Origin of the sequence: Acinetobacter sp. 40AMC3-4 (assembly GCF_049898185.1) — a bacterium.
Classification (GTDB): domain Bacteria; phylum Pseudomonadota; class Gammaproteobacteria; order Pseudomonadales; family Moraxellaceae; genus Acinetobacter.
In genome coordinates, this window is the sequence record NZ_JAFCXG010000004.1 from 41,500 (window position 1) to 62,525 (window position 21,026).

Annotated in this window: 18 protein-coding genes; 12 read left to right on the forward strand and 6 right to left on the reverse strand. The window is 42.9% G+C overall.

What is annotated here, in order from left to right:
* Positions 1-27: 27 nt before the first annotated feature.
* From ACP7BU_RS06420 to ACP7BU_RS06450, 7 genes are all read left to right on the forward strand, one after another.
* Positions 28-1,863 (forward strand): TonB-dependent receptor plug domain-containing protein, encoded by a 1,836-nt coding sequence (locus ACP7BU_RS06420; RefSeq protein WP_425879233.1) that lies wholly within the window; start codon positions 28-30, stop codon positions 1,861-1,863.
* 102 nt (positions 1,864-1,965) lie between these two features.
* Positions 1,966-2,550, forward strand: coding sequence for a cob(I)yrinic acid a,c-diamide adenosyltransferase (locus ACP7BU_RS06425; protein WP_425879231.1), 585 nt, complete (start codon positions 1,966-1,968; stop codon positions 2,548-2,550).
* Between the two features lie 142 nt (positions 2,551-2,692).
* Positions 2,693-3,406, forward strand: a complete 714-nt coding sequence (locus tag ACP7BU_RS06430) for a glycerophosphodiester phosphodiesterase (RefSeq protein ID WP_213687658.1) — start codon at positions 2,693-2,695, stop codon at positions 3,404-3,406.
* Between the two features lie 440 nt (positions 3,407-3,846).
* On the forward strand, positions 3,847-5,013 hold the full coding sequence (locus ACP7BU_RS06435; protein WP_005267436.1) for an acyl-CoA desaturase: 1,167 nt from the start codon (positions 3,847-3,849) through the stop codon (positions 5,011-5,013).
* A 132-nt stretch (positions 5,014-5,145) separates the two neighbouring features.
* On the forward strand, positions 5,146-6,591 hold the full coding sequence (locus ACP7BU_RS06440) for a protein adenylyltransferase SelO (protein ID WP_425879228.1): 1,446 nt from the start codon (positions 5,146-5,148) through the stop codon (positions 6,589-6,591).
* A gap of 76 nt (positions 6,592-6,667) precedes the next feature.
* Positions 6,668-7,036 (forward strand): MmcQ/YjbR family DNA-binding protein, encoded by a 369-nt coding sequence (locus tag ACP7BU_RS06445; RefSeq protein ID WP_213687660.1) that lies wholly within the window; start codon positions 6,668-6,670, stop codon positions 7,034-7,036.
* A 64-nt stretch (positions 7,037-7,100) separates the two neighbouring features.
* Entirely contained in the window at positions 7,101-7,655 is a 555-nt protein-coding gene (locus tag ACP7BU_RS06450) for a GNAT family N-acetyltransferase (protein ID WP_425879226.1), read from the forward strand.
* A gap of 203 nt (positions 7,656-7,858) precedes the next feature.
* Here ACP7BU_RS06450 and ACP7BU_RS06455 read toward each other — a convergent pair whose 3' ends face one another.
* Entirely contained in the window at positions 7,859-8,545 is a 687-nt protein-coding gene (locus ACP7BU_RS06455; protein WP_004278304.1) for a response regulator, read from the reverse strand.
* Between the two features lie 13 nt (positions 8,546-8,558).
* On the reverse strand, positions 8,559-10,211 hold the full coding sequence (gene baeS, locus ACP7BU_RS06460) for a sensor histidine kinase efflux regulator BaeS (protein ID WP_425879223.1): 1,653 nt from the start codon (positions 10,209-10,211) through the stop codon (positions 8,559-8,561).
* A gap of 135 nt (positions 10,212-10,346) precedes the next feature.
* On the opposite strand from baeS, the gene ACP7BU_RS06465 reads away from it, so the two are divergent.
* The 3 genes from ACP7BU_RS06465 to ACP7BU_RS06475 all read left to right on the forward strand — a co-directional run bounded on the left by ACP7BU_RS06465 (position 10,347) and on the right by ACP7BU_RS06475 (position 14,994).
* The gene (locus ACP7BU_RS06465) at positions 10,347-10,940 is read left to right on the forward strand and encodes a hypothetical protein (RefSeq protein WP_138743080.1); all 594 of its coding nucleotides are present in this window, start codon (positions 10,347-10,349) and stop codon (positions 10,938-10,940) included.
* Between the two features lie 301 nt (positions 10,941-11,241).
* Complete coding sequence (locus ACP7BU_RS06470; RefSeq protein ID WP_004278309.1) at positions 11,242-13,044, forward strand: acyl-CoA dehydrogenase C-terminal domain-containing protein; 1,803 nt, start codon at positions 11,242-11,244, stop codon at positions 13,042-13,044.
* Between the two features lie 168 nt (positions 13,045-13,212).
* Entirely contained in the window at positions 13,213-14,994 is a 1,782-nt protein-coding gene (locus ACP7BU_RS06475) for an acyl-CoA dehydrogenase C-terminal domain-containing protein (protein WP_005246013.1), read from the forward strand.
* Positions 14,995-15,056: 62 nt separating this feature from the next.
* Here the strand turns inward: ACP7BU_RS06475 and ACP7BU_RS06480 are convergent, their stop codons facing one another.
* Positions 15,057-15,263, reverse strand: a complete 207-nt coding sequence (locus tag ACP7BU_RS06480) for a hypothetical protein (protein WP_004278311.1) — start codon at positions 15,261-15,263, stop codon at positions 15,057-15,059.
* A 174-nt stretch (positions 15,264-15,437) separates the two neighbouring features.
* On the opposite strand from ACP7BU_RS06480, the gene ACP7BU_RS06485 reads away from it, so the two are divergent.
* Positions 15,438-15,935 (forward strand): phosphate-starvation-inducible protein PsiE, encoded by a 498-nt coding sequence (locus ACP7BU_RS06485; RefSeq protein ID WP_004647497.1) that lies wholly within the window; start codon positions 15,438-15,440, stop codon positions 15,933-15,935.
* Between the two features lie 198 nt (positions 15,936-16,133).
* Here the strand turns inward: ACP7BU_RS06485 and ACP7BU_RS06490 are convergent, their stop codons facing one another.
* Positions 16,134-16,586, reverse strand: coding sequence for an RcnB family protein (locus tag ACP7BU_RS06490; RefSeq protein WP_005103287.1), 453 nt, complete (start codon positions 16,584-16,586; stop codon positions 16,134-16,136).
* 180 nt (positions 16,587-16,766) lie between these two features.
* Here ACP7BU_RS06490 and ACP7BU_RS06495 point away from each other — a divergent pair, with 180 nt between their 5' ends.
* Complete coding sequence (locus tag ACP7BU_RS06495) at positions 16,767-17,225, forward strand: hypothetical protein (protein ID WP_425879219.1); 459 nt, start codon at positions 16,767-16,769, stop codon at positions 17,223-17,225.
* A gap of 84 nt (positions 17,226-17,309) precedes the next feature.
* Here the strand turns inward: ACP7BU_RS06495 and ACP7BU_RS06500 are convergent, their stop codons facing one another.
* Positions 17,310-18,773, reverse strand: a complete 1,464-nt coding sequence (locus ACP7BU_RS06500; protein WP_425879217.1) for a phospholipase D-like domain-containing protein — start codon at positions 18,771-18,773, stop codon at positions 17,310-17,312.
* 106 nt (positions 18,774-18,879) lie between these two features.
* Entirely contained in the window at positions 18,880-20,994 is a 2,115-nt protein-coding gene (gene znuD / locus ACP7BU_RS06505) for a zinc piracy TonB-dependent receptor ZnuD (protein ID WP_425879215.1), read from the reverse strand.
* Between the last annotated feature and the right edge of the window lie 32 nt (positions 20,995-21,026).

The window sequence follows — 21,026 nt, forward strand, 5'->3', positions numbered from 1 at the left end:
GGGGAAGTGAATGTAGGGAGCTTTAACATGTCACTTCATTGTCAACCTACTGCCTTGGTAGGTGCGATCGCACTTGCGTTGGGGACCACTTCATCTGTTTTTGCTAACGAGCAAAAAGTTGCGAAAGCATCTTTAGATACCATTGTGGTTACAGCAACTCGTTCTGCAGAAAACATTGAAAATGTCCCTGCTCGAATTTCAGTAATTGATCAGAAGACTATTGAATCAAATCCTATTTTAAACATCTCTGAATTAATTCAGCGTGATCCATCCATATATATCAAACAAAGCGGTGGTTTTGGACAAGTTTCTGAAATTAGACTTCGTGGTACAAACGCTGTTCATACTTTAGTGCTTAAAGATGGAGCACGTTTAAACAGTCAAAATAATTATGGTCCTTTATACCCTTCTTTTTTAGATACAACAGATGTTCAACAAGTGGAGATTTTAAAAGGTCCTGCCTCTGTTCAATATGGCAGTGATGCTATTGGTGGAGTTGTCCAACTTCTCTCTAAGAAACCTGAAAAAACTGGTGCTGAAATTACTAGTATTTATGGAGAGAATCAAACCTATAAAGCTATTGCAAAAGCTAATTTAGTTGCTAATAACGGATTTTATGCACAAGTTAGTGGCCAACAGTTAGAAACTGATGGTACCCGTATTTATGAAAATTTACCGACTAATGATCTTGGCAGTTTTGACCAACAAGGATATAGTGCAAAACTTGGTTATATTAAAGAAGAATTGCTAAATAGCTCCATCTCTATCAGTGAAAATAAAGGTACTAGTATCTTTAGCAGTAATTACAATACAACAACCTCACCACGTGAGTTTAAAAACCGTATCATTAATGCCAAACTAAGTTACCACGTTTCGCCAAATATAATTTTAGGTACTCATCTAGCAAATGTTCAAGACAAACAAAATGTCATTGATTACGGTGACCATTATAATACTGAAAATAATGAAGCAGATTTAAACCTCAAGTGGAAGTTTAATAAGTACCAAAACATTTTAATCGGTGCAACTTATAACGATGCTAACTATAAAACTAATAGCATCCTAGCAAATGATCAAAGCGTAGAAAGTAAAGGTTACTATGCACAACACCAATTTAAGAATAACCTTCTAGATACTCAACTTGGAGTCCGTTTAGAAGATAATGAACGATTTGGTACACATACCGTTGGACAAGGTGCCATTCGCTATCACTTTCTACCAAATGCTAGTATCTATACAAATATTGGTACAGCATTCCGCGCCCCTAGTCTAAATGAGCTCTATACAAAATGGGGAGGTAATACTGATCTGACTCCAGAAAAAAGTACCTCATACGAGCTTGGTTTAGACTATAAACTAACAGATAATCTGAGCACTCAAGTTTCTGCTTATCACACCAAGATTAAAGATCTAATCGGTTATGGTGACTCTCAAAATGAAAATATTGCAGTTGCCAAGATAAAAGGTGGAGAAGCAAGTATTAAATGGGCTCAAGATGACCTTTTTGTATCCACTGCTTATGCTTATGCAAAAACTGAGAACAAAGAGAATGGTAAAGAGCTTGCTTATCGTCCTAAGCAGTCACTAACTCTTACTACAGGTCTTGAAAATGACAAGTATGGAATAAGTGCATCTCTTATCGCTCGGTCAAAGTCATATACAAACAATAGTAATTCAGAGCAAATTTCAGGTTATGCAACTGTGGACTTAAATGCTTATTTAAATCTAACGCCACAAGTGAAATTATTTACGAATATTCAAAATATTGGTGATGTTGAATATCGAACTGAACAATATGGCAATAAAGATTGGTACATCAACGGTGGCCGTCTCGCTTCTGCCGGCGTGACCTTTAAATACTAAGCTCTAAACAGCAAAAAACTTTAAAACAGCGCAGTTTATGGATAATGTTATGACCGACATTATCCTTTTTTATTATCTTCATTAAAAATTCAAGGAACACATATGGGCCACCGTTTAAGTAAAATCTACACCCGCACAGGCGATTCGGGTACTACAGGGCTTGGTGATGGCTCACGCGTTGCCAAAGATGACTTGCGTATTACCGCGCTGGGTGATGTCGATGAACTGAATGCCGTGATTGGCGTATTACGTGCACAAATTTCAGCAAGCACTATTAAAGATCAAGCCGCTTGGGATAAATCTTTAAGCCTGATTCAGCACTGGCTATTTGATCTGGGCGGCGAAGTCTGCATTCCGGGTTTTAATCTGGTGCAACCGGTATCGATTGAGTTTTTGGAAAATGATATCGACCGAATGAATGCGGCCTTACCAATGCTCAAAGACTTTATTTTGCCTACCGGAACGCTGGTGTGTAGCTTTGCCCATCAGGCCCGCGCTGTTTGCCGTCGTGCAGAACGCAGCGTCATGTCGGTACATCACCGTGACCAAAATATTCAGGCAGCGTCACTGCAACTACTTAATCGTTTATCGGACTGGTTATTTGTAGCATCACGTACCCTGCAACGTGCTGAGGGCGGTTCCGAAGTGCTGTGGCAAAAAAATATCAATGACAGCATCGAAAAGTAAAATTATGTTTCAAGTTGCTATCTAAAAATACACGTCAGATGTCTCTTGATTTTACAGAACATCTGACGAAAATAGAAAGTGTCACTCTTCTGTCACGTAGCCCTCGCAAAATGAACTTAACTTTCCCACTCATGAGCATCTTATGCGCATAATTGGTCATCGTGGTGCACGTGGCGAAGCCCCTGAAAATACCTTGGGCGGTTTTCAATATATTCAGGAGATTGGCATTCGCGCCGTTGAGTTTGATGTCCGTCAGCTCAAAGACAATGCCTTAATCATCATGCATGATGACGACTTTGTGCGTACCACCGGTTTGCAGAAGCATCTATACGAGTGTAACCGTCAAGATCTTACCCAATATAATCACGCAGTGGCCTGGTCAGAATGGAATAAAATCGAAGCGACCCCATTGCTCGATCAAACCTTAAATGTCATTCGAAATTTTGAGCATATTGAAGTCGAAATTAAAAGCGTAGCATCTGAAGAAGCAGCTGAAAAAATCGCGTTTGAAGTCGAAAAGCAGTTACAAGGCTATGAGCAGGCAGCCATTATTACCAGCTTTGATGCCAAAATTCTGGATGCATTTAAACAGCAAAACTCACGTTTAAAACGCGGTTTATTGATTGAAACCGATGTCAAACATCAAGCCATTGATCAGGCGCTGGAACTTGGATGCTGTCATATTGGCTGGATGGATGAACTGGCCAGTAAAGACCTGATTCAAGCCACGCAGGCTGCCGAGTTGAATATCAGTGTCTGGACGGTCAATGATGTCACCCGTGCCAAACAGCTGCGAGACTGGGGCATTCAGGGGGTGATTACCGATTATCCAAAATTGATGCTACAACAACTCTAAATAATCTCTCTTAGCCTTGATTGATCTAGGTATTTCTTGATCCAGTTCATTTCGAAAATGTAATAATGAAAGTGTGAATCTTCCTTAATCAGATTTTATTTGAAAGTGAAATTAAGTTGCCCAACCTCTATATTCTGCAAATTTCCTGATAATATTGTAGAAATTATGAACAACTATTTTCCTCTGATTCATTCGGTTTCCATTTTCTGAAAGAGTGATAATCCTCAGTCACTTAGTCGGAAATCAGAACCCGTCTACGCTCGCAAAATGGTCACTTCTGCCCTACTTATTCTGTTACCGACAAGTACAATACAACCGTACAATAATGCTAGTGATGCCTTAGGGCACATGCTAATATGGACAAGATAGGCTGCTGTTAAAACCAACAGTAGTTTCTGCTTTTTGTTATACCTTCCGAGGTTCTAGGAGTGCTGTTGGAGATGAATGCTCCCTTACCCAAAGCCCCCATCAACTGGATTGCTGTGTTTGCATTGGTATTTTTACCGATCGTAGCCCTGATTGCGATTCCGTTGTATGCGTATCACCATGATTTTAGCGCTGCCGCTTGGATCAGTATGTTTGTTTTACTGGGCGTAAGCAGCCTCGGCATTACAGCAGGATACCATCGCCTGTGGGCACATCGTGCTTATGAAGCCACTTTACCATTAAAAATCATCTTGATGATTATGGGTACATTTGCTGTACAGAATAGTATTTTATTCTGGGCATCTGGTCACCGTACCCATCACCGTCATGTCGATGATGTTGATCAAGACCCGTACTCGATCAATAAAGGCTTCTGGTATGCACATATTGGCTGGATGTTACGTGATTATCCATCTGGTGCTGCCAACTATAAAAATGCGCCAGATCTATTAAAAGATAAAGTGGTGATGTTTCAGGACAAATACTACGTTCCTTTAGTGATTACTGTTCATGCTGCGATTTTATTGCCAATTGGCTGGGCAGTCGGCGATGTCTGGGGCGTGTTGCTGTTGGGTGGATTAATGCGTTTAATCCTGAGCCATCATGTGACCTTCTTCATTAACTCACTTTGCCACATGTGGGGAAATCGTCCTTATACCGATGAAAATACTGCACGTGACAACTTCGTACTCGCGGTTGCAACTTGGGGTGAGGGTTATCATAACTATCACCACATTTTCCAATACGATTACCGTAACGGCGTAAAATGGTGGCAATACGATCCAACTAAATGGTTGATCTGGACTTGTTCTAAACTTGGTTTAGCTAAAAACTTGCGCCGCATTCCTAGCTTTAATATCAAAAAAGCGGAATTGGCAATGAAGTTTAAATATGCTGAACAGGATCTTGCGGTATATGGCCATGATGTTTCTGAAGATATCTCGGCGGTAAAAACCAAGATCGCACAGGAATATGATGCATTTACCCAAACTTTAAATGACTGGGCGAAGCTGAAAGAACAGGAAATTCAGGTCAAGAAAGCATCGATGGCTGAAAAAATCCATCAGATGGATGACAAGCTGAAAGTTGAATTCCAGCTGGTTGAACAGCGTCTTTCTCATCATCGTCAAACCTTGAATCTACTGGTTCGTAATTTGAAAAAATCTGCAGTTTCTCAATAAAAGCTGTTGAACACTAAAGCCCCGATTGGGGCTTTTTTTATGTCCGAAAGATAACGTGAACTCTCGCTTATACAACAGTTTTATACAGCTATCTTTGTTATAGTAAATTTATTCCAATCCTGTACTGATGCCATGTATTTTAACTCTCGCTATCAAACACTGCCCGCCCGCCTCTATCACCATCAAGTTCCGCTGCCGTTAAAAGGTGCGAAAGCCGGACATTTTAATGCAGCTTTAGCAGAGCAATTGCAATGGTCGGATGAAGACAAGGCGCAATGGGTCGAGATTTGTAGTGGTCAGAAAGTTTTTACTGAATTTGAACCCTTGGCTATGGTCTATGCAGGTCATCAGTTTGGACAATGGGCAGGACAGTTGGGAGATGGTCGCGGGTTGTTGATTGCGCAAATTCTGGATAAAAATAATCAGACCATTGACCTGCATTTAAAAGGTGCTGGTGCAACCCCTTATTCACGCATGGGCGATGGTCGTGCAGTACTGCGTTCAGTCATTCGTGAGTATCTGGCAGGTCATGCCTTAAATGCTTTAGGTGTAGCATCCAGTAATGCAGTTGGTTTTACTTCATCAATCCAAGGTATTCAGCGTGAGAAGCTAGAGCCGGGCGCGATGATGTTGCGTACTTCAGACTGTCATATCCGTTTCGGCCATTTTGAATGGATCAATCAGTATCAGCCAGATCTACTAGCTGAATTTACCCAGAAATGTATCGAATGGCATTATCCAGAATGCCTGCAAGCCGAACAGCCGATTCTGAGCTTTGCCACAAAAGTTATTCAGCGCACTGCGGTGATGATTGCCAAATGGCAACGGGTTGGTTTTGCACATGGCGTGATGAATACTGACAACCTGAATATTACCGGTTCAACTTTGGACTTTGGTCCTTATGGCTTTATGGAGCGCTTCCGTCCGAACTGGATCAATAACCACTCGGATTATCAAGGGCGTTATACCTATCAGCAGCAGCCAAGTATCGGACACTGGAATTTGTGGCAATGGTTAAACAATCTGGTGCCGCTCTGCCCTACAGATTATGACAAAGAACAATGGAAACAGGATTTAGCAGCGTGTCTGGAGCACTATGAGCCAACATTTTTAGAGCATTATAAACATGGTTTAAACCAGAAAATGGGCTTGCCAAGTTTCCATAAAGACAGTTTTGACTGCGCAATGGCCTTTCTGCGCATTTTACAGAGTGAACAACTGGACTACACCCAAAGTTTTATCCGTATGCAAAATAAAGACTATGAAGCCCTTAAAGATGATTGTCTGGATCGTCGTCAGTTTGAAGCATTTTTGACACAATATGAAAGCATTCGAGAACAACAGGATATTGAAGAGTTAGACGCCGCCATGCACTTGATCAATCCACATTATATTATACGTAATCATATGGCACAGAAAGCCATTGAACTGGCAGAGCGGGATGATTTTTCTGAAGTAGGTCGTCTGTTTAAATTACTCAGTCAGCCTTATCTAAAACAGCCAGATTTGGAACAGCCTGAAGATTTAGCACCATTACCAAGTGATGTGCCTGAAGTCATGGTGAGTTGTTCGTCTTAATTTATTCACATCCAAAATAAAAACTGTGGATAATTTAAGCATTATCCACAGTTTTATGATGAGCTATCCATAACTTATGACCCTACACATTGTTGCTTCATCGACTGCATTAAAACTGCCGGAAGTCACTGTCACTCAGCCTTTTGGTGAAGGTTGTGATGTATTTAAAGTCATGGATAAAGTCTTTATGCTGACTTTTCATTTGCAAGGAAAAGCTGCGATTAATTTAAAAGTCGAGCCTGAGCATGGTGCAATGCTGCGGGATATTTATCCTTATATTCATACGGGCTGGCATATGAATAAACAGCATTGGATTTCAGTTTACGAGGATGAAGATCTGGATGAATCTTTGATTAAAGATTTGGTGCTGAATTCTTATAAGCTGGTGGTGGCAAAATTGAAGAAAGTAGATCAGCAAAGAATTAAATTATTTAGGAGCATTTAAGCTGTACTAGAAGAAGCTGATCATATATTTTTAAACTAAGGCTAGAATTTTAAATTAAATAACTATGAAAACTCGCAAAGTATTAGCTTCGCCTATAAAAACTGATCGTCTAAATTTACGTAAATTTCAGACTGGGGATGAAAATTCTCTCTTTACTGAATATTTCGGAGACTGGGAAGCGAGCAAATACCTCCAGAGAATGCCACATAAAAATATATGTCAGACAAAAAACATGTTGGAAAATTGGTGTGGGGTCAACTGGGAAGACCCAGATAAAAATTTTGCCTGGATTGTCAGCGACCAGAAAACCGATTTGGCTCTGGGAATTGTATTGTTTTTTAATAAAGAGAATTGTGGGGAAATCCACTTTGGGCTAGGAAAAAAATTTCAAGGACAAGGGTTCATGCAAGAGTCACTAAAAGCTGTACTTACTTATTTAAAAGATAATAGCACTCTTGAAAGAATTGAGACTTTTTATGATGCAGAACATACCAGATCAAAAAACGTCCTGATTAAATCAGGTTTCACCCAAACAGGCATTTTAAAAAATTGGGCAAGATTTCCTTTAATCTGTGAGGATACTAGAGACTGCATTCATTATTATATTGAAATAAATTAAAATATTGATAGCCAACAGTTTTTCGCCCTCGATCAGAATAAATTCTTAACCATCCAAACCATAGGTTTCAGAACCCTCTAAAATGATCCAGGAGGCATTATACAAGTGTACTGTTCTTTTCATAAAATCAAAAAAAATAATGCTTTATAAAGAAAGCGAATAAGTTCTCACCTATTCGCTTCTCTTAAACATTAAAAACTTAATCAGTCTTCAGGATATTCAAAACGGTAACCGACCCCATACACCGCCTGAATCCACTCATGACGGTTGCCGGTTTCAGCCGCATCTGAAATCTTACGGCGTAAATTCTTGATATGACTGTCAATGACACGGTCAGCCACATCAAAACTGTCCGGATTAATATGATCCAGCAATTGCGCACGTGAATAGACCTGTCCGACATGTTCCAGGAATAACTCCAGTAAACGGAATTCGGTCGGCGTTAAATTCAAGGCTTTTTGTTGATACCAGATGCGCTGTTGTGATTTGTCCATACGGAATAAATCATTGCTTTCCGGTTCTGATTTACGATCCAGACGACGTAACACAGCCTGTACACGCGCGACCAGTTCTTTCGGACTAAATGGTTTACAGAGATAATCATCTGCACCCATATTCAGACCCAACACACGGTCAATTTCTTCAGTACGTGCAGTCACCATAATAATCGGTAAATCCGACTGTTCACGTACCTTACGGCAAATGGTCAGGCCGTCCATACGCGGCACCATCAAGTCCAGAATCATCAGACTCGGTTTACGCTGGGTAAAACTGTTATATGCTTCCTGCCCATCATGAAACATACTGACCTCAAAACCAGCAGCTTCCAGATAGTCTCGCACCAACTGTGCAAGTTCGATTTCATCTTCAACCAGCATGACATGTTTCATCAATATATTTCCTTTATGGTTTCACTTGTTTAGGAAAGCTCAGCTTGCATCGTAAACCACCCAGTGGTGAATGTGCAAAGCTTAAGCTGCCGCCCAGCGCCTGTGTAATTTTACATGATAATGCCAAACCCAGTCCGGTTCCGCCAGTCGCCCGGGTACGAGAATCATCGACACGGTAGAAACGCTCACCAATACGCGTCAGTTGTTCATCAGTCAGACCAAACGGACTATCATCGACATATAAGGTCCATTCTTTATCATCCTGTGTGGTATGAATATGCACCTGCCCGCCTGCTTCAGTATAGCGAATACTGTTACTCAGCAAGTTCGCCACAATCTGTTTAAAACGATCTAGATCCAGATTTAAATCAGTTCCTTCGCCATCTGCAGTAACCACTAATTCAGCCTGTTCAAAGTTCGGCTGGAAGTTAATGAGTTCCTGCTGCACAACCTCCCACGGATTCACCGTCGAGAAATAGAATTGCAATTGCTGGGCATCGACCTGTGCCAATGCGGCCAGATCTTGGGTCAGTTTTTTCAGACTGTTCACCTGAGCCAGCATGGAAGCAAAATGTTCAGGCGTTGGTTTACGGATTCCGTCCTGCATCGCTTCAATCTGTGCCTGTAAGACTGCTAGTGGCGTTTTTAACTCATGTGAGGTATCTGCCACCCACTGACGGCGTGAGGTTTCATGCTGATCCAGAATCACCGCCAATGCATTTAATTCATTGGATAAATCACCTAATTCATCATTCCGGTTCACTTTAACCTGATATTGATAATTTCCCTGAGTCAAGGCACGTGTGCCATTGAGCAGCCGTTGAATCGGCTTTTTGAAATAAGTCGCCAATAACAGGGACGCAATCAGACTCGCCAAAATACTGAGTGCATAAACCAGAAATAAATAACGCTTCTGGTTACTAAAGAAATTGATACTTAAGGCATCATCCTGATCCAGAACCGGTTTTAAGCCCAAATAGCCGACAATCTGGTTATTCACCATAATTGGGCGATAAGAGACCTGCTCATCCGAAGCCTCACCGACCACAAAACGACGCTTGGCATCATACAGAGAAAGACGTGAACTGAGACCAAGACGATCCGGCATCTGGATAAACTGTTTCTTGCCGGTCGGCTGCTGTGCTGGCTGTTCCCCATTCTTGCGATCAGCCCTAAACAGATTCTGATTGGAGCTGAGCGGGAATTTCAAGCCTTCAAAGGGCTGAAACTGTGAAGGCAAATTAGATGCCAGCACACGTAATTCTTCTTCATTGACCTGACGTTGTGGCAGCGCCGGATCTACCATACTGGGTGCGACCTGAGCCAGAGTCTGTTCCTGAAAATAACGCTGCTGCAAGGCAATATCATACTGACGGCGCAGCCACCAGCGTGATAATCGGTCATAATCATCTGGTGCGGCTTCACCTTCCATCTGGAGAATCTGTGCCTGAATCGCGTTGCCCCAGTCCTGATAGACCGCATAGACATCTGCCAGATTTTCAATCACATAATCTAGCTTCTGCATTTCGACATCGGCGACATAACGGGCGAAATTACGCTGCATATTCAGATGCAATACACCCAGGCTCACTGTGGTAATGACCAACGTGGTCAACAGCACGGTCAAAAATAGACGTAATGCAATGGGAATACGGCGAATGTTCAAAACTAAAATCTCAATTTTTCTTCTATATTCATTATTGTAGCGAACACCGCAGCAAAAAACTCTTCATTGTTTCTTCATCTTTATTGTTTAATCTTTATCTGACATAGAATCAGCTTCTTGACGGGGATAAATACAATGCAAACCATGACAAAAATAGCTTTAATCAGTGCAAGTGTTTTATCAATGGGTGCGTTGACTGCCTGTCAATCCACCAGCAATGTGCCAAGCAATGATCATCCCCACATGATGAAACATCATGAAGGCAAAAAACAGCATCTAACTCCCGAACAGCGTGAGCAGTTTAAGGCAAAGCGTGCAGAACGCATGCAGTTTGCCAAACAGCTTCAACAGGCCTGCGACAATAAAGCTGTGGGCTCGGCCGTTCAAATCAAGACTGGCGATAAAACCATAGACGGCACCTGCAAGATGGTCTTTAAAGCAGATCGTAAAGAGATGAAAAGCCATCGCGACATGAAAGCTGAGCATCGTCCAATGCGTGCTGATATGCGTAGAGGCATGATGCACGGTGAAGTCTTGACGGATGCCAAACGTGCAGAATTGACTAAACAGTTTGATCAGCGCCTCGCTCAACATCAGGCACATCAACGAGCCATGCTGCAAGCCTGTCAAGGCAAAAAAGACGGGACTGCTGCACAGATCAAGATGAGCGAACAAACTATCAATGGCAAATGTCATGTCCGTTTCCAGCCCACAGCCTCTACCTATTAATGCATAGGAATCAAGGCTTCACGACTAGCACCTTCGGGTGCTTTTTTATTGCGTGCTCTTTCATGCATACAGTTGACTATTCGTTTCCTGCAGAATATGGCTAAAGTCTTTATACTCAAGACCTTTAATGCGTCATGCAGATTAATCTTTGACTTTACAGTCACCAAGAAAACACCCCGAAAAGCTTGTACCGCAGGGGAAGTTGTTGCACGATTAGATCATTCCAAACCGTGTCAGTGAAGACAGGTTTTAGTTCATCTAAGATTATAACGCTGGTTCAACCAGTATTGAGGAAACCGATATGCCACAATACAAAGCGCCTTTACGTGATATGCAATTTGTGTTGCATGAATTATTAAATGCTGAACAACACTATGCAAATCTCCCTGCATTCCAAGAAAACGTAAGCCGTGAGCTGGTAGATCAGTACTTAGAAGCTGCGGCCGACTTCTGTGAAAACGAATTGTCTCCGATCAACCAGACCGGTGACCGTGAAGGCTGTACCTGGAATGACGGCGTTGTTACGACTCCGACTGGCTTTAAAGAAGCGTACCAAAAATACATCGAGCTTGGCTTCCCTTCTCTTTCTGCTGAAGAACAATACGGCGGTCAAGGCTTACCGAACTCTTTAGGTATCGCGATTTCTGAAATGGTGGGTACTGCGAACTGGGCATGGGGCATGTACCCTGGCCTGTCTCACGGTGCGGTTCGTACTTTAGAACATCATGGTTCAGCTGAACAAAAAGACGCTTACCTGCCTAAACTGGTTTCAGGTGAGTGGACGGGTACCATGTGCTTAACTGAATCCCATGCGGGTTCTGACCTGGGTATTATCCGTACCAAAGCTGAACCACAAGCGGACGGTAGCTATGCAATCTCTGGCGAGAAAATCTTTATCTCTGCTGGTGAACACGACATGGCAGAGAACATTATCCATATCGTACTTGCTCGCCTGCCAGGTGCACCGAAAGGTACCAAAGGTATCTCATTATTCATCGTGCCAAAATTCAACCTAAATGCTGACGGTTCTATTGGCGAGCGTAACGGTGTACGTTGTGGTTCGATCGAACACAAGATGGGTATTCATGGTAACGCGACTTGTGTCATCAACTTTGACAATGCTAAAGGCTTCCTGATTGGACCTGAAAACCGCGGCTTGAACTGCATGTTTACGTTCATGAACACAGCACGTATCGGTACAGCAGTTCAAGGTCTTGCAGCATCTGAAGGTTCATTCCAAGGCGCGCTTGCATACGCAAAAGATCGTCTGGCAATGCGCTCTCTTTCTGGTCCTAAAGCACCTGAAAAAGAAGCAGATCCAATCATTGTGCATCCTGCGGTACGTAACATGCTTTTAACTCAAAAAGCATATGCAGAAGGTGGTCGTGCACTGGTTTACCTGTTAGCACAATATGCTGACGTAGTTGAACATGCTGCAGAAGAAGCAGACCGTAAATTTGCAGACAACATCCTGTCATTGCTGACACCAATCGCAAAAGCGTTCCTGACTGAAACTGGTTCTGAAGCTGCGAAACACGGTGTACAGGTATTTGGTGGTCACGGCTTTATTTCTGAGCACGGTATGGAGCAGATCGTACGTGATACACGTATCGCCTGCTTGTACGAAGGTACCACTGAAATTCAGGCACTAGACTTGTTAGGCCGTAAAGTATTGGGTACGCAAGGTGCAATGTTGAAAGACTTCACCAAGATCATCCATAAATTTGCTGAAGCGCACAAAGACAATGCTGCAATGAAAGAATTCGTTGAACCATTGGCTGCCTTGAACAAAGAATGGGGCGATCTGACCATGCAGATTGGTATGCGCGCGATGCAAAACCCTGAAGAAGTGGGTGCGGCTGCAGTCGATTACCTCTACTTCTCTGGTTATGTCACTCTAGCTTACCTATGGGCACGTATGGCATTGGTTGCTCAGGAGCAACTGGCTGCGGGCACCACTGAGGTTGATTTCTACAATGCCAAAGTGACGACAGCACGCTTCTACTTCAAGAAAATCCTGCCACGCGTTCGTTCACACGTTGAAGTGATTGCGACAGGTGTAGAGCCATTGATGAACCTGGATGCGGAACACTTTGCATTCTAAGTTAGTCTCAGACTAGCTACATTTCAGAAAAAGGACGGTCAATCAACAGGCAGTCCTTTTTCTTTATAAAGAGTTACAGAATTAACCTTTAGTCGTCTAACATTCAGATTTTGAGTGTTTTAGACTGATTAAAACTCATTTAATCAAACAATAAACAGGTGACACACCATGCCAATTTATAACGCGCCACTTGCCGATATGAAATTCATCCTGAACGATGTCTTCAATGCAGAACCGTTCTGGCAGGCCAATGAAAATCTAGCGCATCTGGATGCTGGGACAGCAGAAGCGATTCTTGAAGAAATGGCAAAATTTTCGCAAAACGTCATGCTTCCACTGAACCGTACAGGTGATGAAGAAGGCGCAAAAATTGAAAATGGCAATGTGACCACACCTGCTGGCTTTAAAGAAGCATTCAAACAATATGCAGAAGGCGGCTGGATTGGTCTGGGCGCAGATATGGAATGGGGCGGCCAGGAAATGCCGAAAATGCTGACAGTACTTTCTGATGAAATGCTGTTCGCGACCAACCCGTCTTTCATGCTGTATCCACTGCTTTCTGTTGGTGCAGGCATGGCGTTGAATAGCTATGCTTCACAAGCACAAAAAGAAACCTATTTACCTAAAATTTATTCGGGCGAATGGTCAGGCACCATGTGCTTAACTGAACCACATGCCGGTACTGATCTGGGTATTATCAAGACCAAAGCTGAACGTAACGAAGACGGCACTTATAGCATCAGCGGCACCAAGATTTTCATCACTGGCGGTGACCATGACCTGGCGGAAAACATCATTCATTTAGTTCTGGCAAAAACCCCAGATGCGCCTGCCGGCTCTCGTGGTATTTCCCTCTTCATCGTACCGAAATTCTTGGTCAATGAAGATGGTTCTATTGGCGAACGTAACCCGGTCGGCCCAGGTTCAATCGAACACAAGATGGGAATCAAGGCATCAGCAACTTGTGTCATGAACTTTGACGGTGCGAAAGGTTACCTCGTTGGTAAAGAAAATGAAGGTCTCGCTGCAATGTTCGTGATGATGAACTATGAACGTCTGTCGATGGGTATCCAAGGCCTAGGTGCTTCTGAATTCGCTTATCAAAACGCTGCGCAATATGCGACAGACCGTTTACAGGGTCGCAGCGCGGCTGGCGTTCAATCACCAAACAAACCTGCGGACAGTATTCTAGTGCATGGTGATGTACGCCGTATGCTGCTGAATGTACGTGCCAATAATGAAGCTTCACGTGCATTCGCCGTGTATGTAGGTCAACAGTTGGATATCACCAAATTCTCGACTGATCCTGAAGCGGTGAAAAAAGCCAATGACCGTGTTGCGCTATTAACACCAATCGCGAAAGCGTATTTAACGGATACCGCATTCCAAGCGACATTAGATGCACAAATGGTCTTCGGTGGTCATGGCTATATCCGTGAATGGGGCTTGGAGCAATGTATCCGTGACCTGCGTATTTCCCAGATCTATGAAGGCACCAACGGCGTACAGTCACAAGATTTGATCGGCCGTAAAACCATTAAATGTGGCGGCGAATATATCTCTGAATATATCTCTGAAATCCGTGACTTTGCCAATAGTCTGGATGCAGACCTGAACTTCATTAAAGATGCCACACTGGATGCAGCGACTGAAGTTGAATCAGTGACTCAGTATATTCTGGAAGCAGCAAGAGAAAGTCATGACTTTCCGAATGCGACCGCAGTCGACTATCTGCACGCTGTAGGTCTGTTGAGTTTCTCTTATATGTTTGCGCGCATTGCCAATGCAGCGAAAAATAAAGAAGGTGAGTTCTATCAAAATAAACTCGCTCTGGCACGTTATTTTGTACAACGCATTCTGCCTGAACTGGCATTACGCATTACTAAAGTGAAATCAGGTTCTGACGTCATCATGAACTTCTCTGAAGATTATTTCACGACTCAAGCTTAAGCTGAAAATCTGCAATAAAAAACGCCTGCATCAGCAGGCGTTTTTTTATGAAAATGCAACAATTAAACTTTTTGAATCAGTAAGGTATCCGGCTGATTATTGCTCTTCGGATTCAGATGTTTATTCACAATTTTGATATTCCCCTCTGACTCTAAAGACTCGCAGAGTTCCACCACCTTTTGCATATCTTCAGCCTTAATGCCTACGCCGAGGATTAATTTTTTTCCGGCTTCTAATTGGCTAATTTTTGTTTGAATTTTATCTAACACTTTTTTCTCCTATTTATTCAATGTTACCACCCATACAATATAGCAATTTAGTCTAAAAAAAGCGCAAAAGTTCAAATAATTTAATCTTTATTTTTCATTCAATCATTCTGTGCATGATCTTTGCACGTTATTCTGTAACTATCTTTATTTCATATGAAAAATCAGGAGGATAATATGTCTAAATCACGTCCAAAAATTGAAAAATTTGAAGCCCTCCTCGACCGTCTTGGTAATCTTGCTGTAGAAAGCTTTCATTATATTGCGCTGTTTATTATTGGCTGTATGGTGATCTGGTCCGCTGGCCATACCGTCATTGACATTCTGACCGTGAAACAGTTCGCCACCATTGACGACATTCTTCTGTTGTTTATTTATCTGGAACTTGGTGCCATGGTCGGCATCTATTTCAAAACCAACCATATGCCAGTACGTTTCCTGATTTATATTGCCATTACTGCACTGACCCGTTTGCTGATTGCAGATATTCAACACACGCATAAAGCCAGCATGGATCTGGTGATTATTACCGGTTCGATTCTGATTCTGGCCTTTGCGATATTAGTGGTGCGCTATGCCTCATGGACTTATCCATCCGTGATTCGTGACAAACATAGTGAAAAGCCATTACCCCTTGGCAAAACACCGCGTCCAGAAGATGATGAATTGGCATAGTCTTTTAAGCCCTCTTTTTTTTGCACTTCAGCTTAAAGTAATACTTAAGCCTCGTTTAGGGTTTTGGGAGATTTATCTCAAGCAATCTCTCCCTTGCGTAGCAGTGCTACTCATCTCCTCACAGGAGAGGGAACTATTTTGGTCTTTTTGAGTTATTGACGTTTATAACTGAATTATCCGTTCAGAGTTTAGAGCAGTTTAACGATTCGGCACCAGCACATAGCGTCCGTTTTCATAAATCCAGTAGCTGCCACGCGGTGGTGCTGGTAACCCTAAACGCTGCCAATCGGTAATTACCGTATATCTCGAACTTTCAATCCGGGCAACATTCGGATCACCATTGACCCAGCTATAACTATTCGAATTTTGATAAATAGTGGTCGGTGCCTGATACTGAATGTTTAATCCACTTTGACTCTGTGCAGGTGGATAGCCCCAATATGGTGGTCGTTGCGGGTAATGTGGTCTTGGTGGCAGCGGACGTTGCGGATAATGCTGCCGTGGTGGATCATAAGATCGTGGAGCGCTGCGATAATTCGGTGTGGATCGATCTACACCACCATAACCCACCCAAGCATTGCCAGCCATACTTTGTGCAGAAGCTCCTAATAGCAATGCAGCCAATATTGCACTCGATAGTACGATTCTCATTTGAGCTTCCTCCGAATAATCTGCTTATATTTTAAACAAAATAGGTGCAGAAAATATGGATAAGCTCATTGGAGCTGCAATTTTTTGTAATGCGCTCGCCTATTTTCAATCTGACAGGCACGTCGGCAGGCTACTGCTTTATGCTAAAATTACTTTTTTTAATGTTTCGAGTTGAATACTGTGTCTGATTTAAATTTCGATCGTTTACATGAATATTTTTCTAAAGTGCCGAGTGTTCAGAAAGAACGGATTGATAGCTATGGTTCAGATGGTAAACAGGCATGGTGGTTTAAGTTTCAGATCAATGTAAATCATCCGCTGGCTTGGCAAACTGTGCAAGAATTAGGTCATGTCCTGAATTATATTTCTAAAAATGAACGCCTCCCAACTCAGTTCCTTCCAGTTTCGCCACCGCCATATATGAATGGTGTAGCCAAAGATTTCCTGTCTTGGGTGATCCAGTGTAATCACGCAGATTTCCCACCCGATGTAGTTTGTGACTGGTTAGAAGCGCGTTTACCAAATCCGGTTGATGATGAAGCGCAATGGAAAATTAAAACCGATATTTCTGAGCTGGATGAATTAACGGATAAAGAGCTGGATCAGCTGGTTCCGCCGAATCCAGAATCAAAAAGCTGATAATAAAAAATCTCCCTAACTCCCTCTTTTTCAAAGAGGGACTTTCCTCCCTTTTTAAAAAGGGAGGTCAGGAGGGATTTAAAATTAAAACGTCGACCAGCCGCTCCATTCCATAAAACGATACAGCCAATATTTAAAGAACGAGTTTTCTGCATATTGAGTGTAATCTACGCTCATCGAACGGCCATTTAGATTTGACCATGCACCCTCAAAATATTGCTGGGCATCCCGGAAGACTTCGGCCTGAGGCTGACCCACCACGCGCATATTAGTTTCCAGATTATAGTTTTTCAAATTGCGTACCGTAAAATTGGCCGAACCTAAAATCATTTCAGCTTGCTGAGCATTGCGCTTCATTAGGATCTTGCTATGACATTGCTCACCCTGAGTATGACACCAACGTACATTTATACCCGCTTCGTGCAATTCTGAAGCCACCTGCCGATTTGGAATTCCATTCTTTTCACGGCCAAAGGCATCTTTATTTGGGTCGAGTAAAATCCGGACTTTGACACCACGTTCATGGGCCGCTATCAGACTTTTGATAATTTTTCGCTCAGACAGATAAAACATTGCCAGATCAATCTGTTCACTGGCTTTCGCGGTCTGAATCAGATTCAGAATCGCATCATAAATGGCTTTTTCAGTCAGCACCTGAACTTGTGGTTGGCTAATGTCTGCCTGAAAATCCCCAACGACAATAGCTGGCATATTCGCTTGTGACATCATGCCTACAGACAGTTCTGTTTTCAGAATATCGACGGCTGTGCTACCCCAGACCAATAAGCCAATATTGGAATGCCGCGAACTGCCATCATGCGGGTTCATGGACGTGACCAGTGCTTTCCAGCCTTGATCGGTATCCACCACCATAGTTTTGCGATGATTGGCTTTAAAGTTAAACAAATCAAAATAACTGCGCAGGGTAATTTTTTCTGTTCCAAATGGATTCGGCAACCAGCCTGTTTCCGGATTATTGCCAATGCCCTGGCAACAGATATACCAGAAGCCGGACCAGCTTGGATTGGAAGCCCGCAACGGCGTCAGATTGGTTTCAATCACATCAATACCGTGCTGACGTAATTCCCGATACTGCTCGGATCTAATTCCACCATAGACCGAATTGATCGGATCGGTAATAAATTTGATTTCTACCTCAGGCTGCAGCAGACGCTTACTGATTAAAGCATCACTCAACTGTTTACTCAGTGCCTGATGATGCTGCGTAGATGCACCGGTTTGCTGATTAAATAAAAACATATCCAGCACAATCAGCGATTTGGCCTCTTCAATCATTTTCAGCATTTCATTAAAAATGCGATGATCTAAATGCTGTTTTCCTTCGGCATCCAGATAAGTCTGATCGGCCAGAAACTTGACTTCGGCATGACGCAGTTTGCCCGTGTAATTCAGACCTTCCGGCAAAGGCTTATACGTGTGGTAGATTGCCGAAGCCAAATAACCCACAGCCAGCATACTAATGATCAAAGTCGCATAACGGCGATTCGACCAGTTCAATTTATTGTGAATTCGTTGAAAGATACGCATAAGAAAAAACCTAACCCAATATACTCAGGCTAGGTTTTATCTTATGATTTTTCAAGTAGATTTCAGTGAGATCTAGATGATTTGGTCGATTATTTCAGTAGACCTGTTAGAAATCATACTGCACGCCGACAGTAAAGTTGCGACCCACCTGCGGAATATTCGACAGGAAGGAAGTATGTGAATACACCTGATCATCGAGCAAGTTATTGGCCTTGAAATAAACTCGATAAGCATTGTTATCTGCAATGCTATTGGCATAACTCAGGCCAACATTCACCATATTGTAGCCTTGGGTTTCATCTTCATAGCTGGCGATTTTGTCCTGATTAAAGACATGATAATACTCAGCCAAACCTGACCAGCCATCGGCAAAGTCTGCTTCTACTTTGGTGCCTAAGCGACCTGCAGGTACACGTGGTGCATTTTCGCCTTCAATCTTGCCACGTACATAGTCCCCAAAGACGCTGAGCTTATACATATCATTTATCTGATACCCGGCTTGTGCTTCTGTACCATAGAATCTGGCTTTGTCCTGGGTATATTGCACGCCACGTAAATTACCTTTCTGGGCTACCGTTTCGCCATAGATATAATCATCAAACCAGTTGTGATAGACATGCACATGGTAATCCAGTTTATCCCCTTCATAATGCAGACCTAATTCGAGATTATTTGAAGTTTCTTTATCGAGATCAGGATTACCGAGTTCATAGGTATTGGTCGCAAAATGCAAGCCATTAGCATAGAGTTCTTGAGCTAAAGGCAAACGCTGCTGATGAGATCCCACTACAGAAAGTTTGTAATTCGGTGCAAATTCCCAGTTGGCAGCAGCGGATGCAGAGACACCAGTCCCCGAATAATCTTTCTGATCCGAATCTACTTTCACTTTTTGATGATCGACACGCGCACCAAGTTCAACATGCACATCGCCAAGTTGCTTATGTTCTAAAGCAAAAAGACTGAATTTGTCAGTTTTTGTGTCCGGCATCACGACCCCTGAACCATGAACATGATGTTCTTCATCGTCCTCATCGCCATCTTCATGATGGTCATGCTCTGATGCGGCAAGATTAATTTTTTGCTGTGAAATCTGGGTTCCGATCACCCCTTCCCAACCTGCAACTGGCACGTGCACCAACTCTAAACGACCGTCATAACCTTTGCTTTTAAAGTTACTGATCACTTCATTTTCTTCAAGTTCATCGTGTTCATAATCGGTAATGCTGGCATGTGCACGTAGTTTTTCAACACCGGCAAAAGGCTGTTCCAGTTCGGTGCGTACTTCATAGCGTTCAGATTTTAAATCTACCCATGGTCCACCATGCTCTTCATGGACTGGTGCATCTGGGTCAGGTGTTGGACAACCATGAAAATGATCGCCATGTAAAACACAGCCATGATATTCATGACTATGCCCTGGCAAGCCATACTGATCCTGACGGTTGCTATAAGACAGACCGACAAAACCACGATCATGAATCCATGATCCGCCAATATTGACTGTTTGCCCTTCAGCAAAAGTATTGCCCACACGACGTTCTTTTTCTAATTCGTCATCATGCTCATGAAAATAATCCGGTGCAATATAATCATTGGCTTTACGTTTTGAGCCTTCTACACGCAAAGCAAAGTTTTCACCAATACCCGCTGTCACACCAGCACTTGCCAGTTTTTCATCACTGCCTGAGTTATAACGCAGGCCGACTGTACCTTCCAAACCATCTTCAGGCATCTGGGTCGGAATTTTTTGATCAGTGACATTCACCAGACCACCGACTGTACCGGCACCATAAAGCAAGGTTGATGGACCGCGAATTACTTCCATCTGTTTTGCCAGAATCGGATCAACGGTTACTGCATGGTCAGGAGACAAAGTGGATACATCCGCTGTTTCAGAAGCATGCTGCAACACTTTCACACGTGGACCATCTTGACCACGAATCACAGGACGGCTTGAGCCTGAACCATATTGATTAGAATAAACACCCAGCTCATCTGCCAAGGCATCCCCAATGGTGGTGGCACGTTCAGATAGCGCTTTCTGATCCACGACCTGATCTGCAACCGCGAAATCCGCCGCAGTCTGCACCAATGGATGAGCTTGCACCTGAATAGTGTCCATGGTCTGAACCGGGATAGAAGATGAGGATTGCTCTGCAAATACTGTAGGCGCAACTACAGCAAAAATTGACAATGTTATTAGATTCTTAGGGAAGGACATGACCGAAGCTCAAATTCAGTAATCTGGATTAA

Bases quoted from the DNA above. Each gene is read 5' to 3' on its own strand.
- ACP7BU_RS06420 (WP_425879233.1), top strand. From the start codon at position 28: ATGTCACTTCATTGTCAACCTACTGCCTTGGTAGGTGCGATCGCACTT.
- ACP7BU_RS06465 (WP_138743080.1), top strand. From the start codon at position 10,347: ATGCAAACCATGACAAAAATAGCTTTAATCAGTGCAAGTGTTTTATCA.
- ACP7BU_RS06445 (WP_213687660.1), top strand. From the start codon at position 6,668: ATGACCCTACACATTGTTGCTTCATCGACTGCATTAAAACTGCCGGAA.
- ACP7BU_RS06485 (WP_004647497.1), top strand. From the start codon at position 15,438: ATGTCTAAATCACGTCCAAAAATTGAAAAATTTGAAGCCCTCCTCGAC.
- ACP7BU_RS06470 (WP_004278309.1), top strand. From the start codon at position 11,242: ATGCCACAATACAAAGCGCCTTTACGTGATATGCAATTTGTGTTGCAT.
- ACP7BU_RS06500 (WP_425879217.1), bottom strand. From the start codon at position 18,773: ATGCGTATCTTTCAACGAATTCACAATAAATTGAACTGGTCGAATCGC.
- ACP7BU_RS06455 (WP_004278304.1), bottom strand. From the start codon at position 8,545: ATGAAACATGTCATGCTGGTTGAAGATGAAATCGAACTTGCACAGTTG.
- ACP7BU_RS06450 (WP_425879226.1), top strand. From the start codon at position 7,101: ATGAAAACTCGCAAAGTATTAGCTTCGCCTATAAAAACTGATCGTCTA.
- ACP7BU_RS06425 (WP_425879231.1), top strand. From the start codon at position 1,966: ATGGGCCACCGTTTAAGTAAAATCTACACCCGCACAGGCGATTCGGGT.
- ACP7BU_RS06440 (WP_425879228.1), top strand. From the start codon at position 5,146: ATGTATTTTAACTCTCGCTATCAAACACTGCCCGCCCGCCTCTATCAC.
- znuD (WP_425879215.1), bottom strand. From the start codon at position 20,994: ATGTCCTTCCCTAAGAATCTAATAACATTGTCAATTTTTGCTGTAGTT.
- ACP7BU_RS06490 (WP_005103287.1), bottom strand. From the start codon at position 16,586: ATGAGAATCGTACTATCGAGTGCAATATTGGCTGCATTGCTATTAGGA.
- ACP7BU_RS06435 (WP_005267436.1), top strand. From the start codon at position 3,847: ATGAATGCTCCCTTACCCAAAGCCCCCATCAACTGGATTGCTGTGTTT.
- ACP7BU_RS06430 (WP_213687658.1), top strand. From the start codon at position 2,693: ATGCGCATAATTGGTCATCGTGGTGCACGTGGCGAAGCCCCTGAAAAT.
- ACP7BU_RS06475 (WP_005246013.1), top strand. From the start codon at position 13,213: ATGCCAATTTATAACGCGCCACTTGCCGATATGAAATTCATCCTGAAC.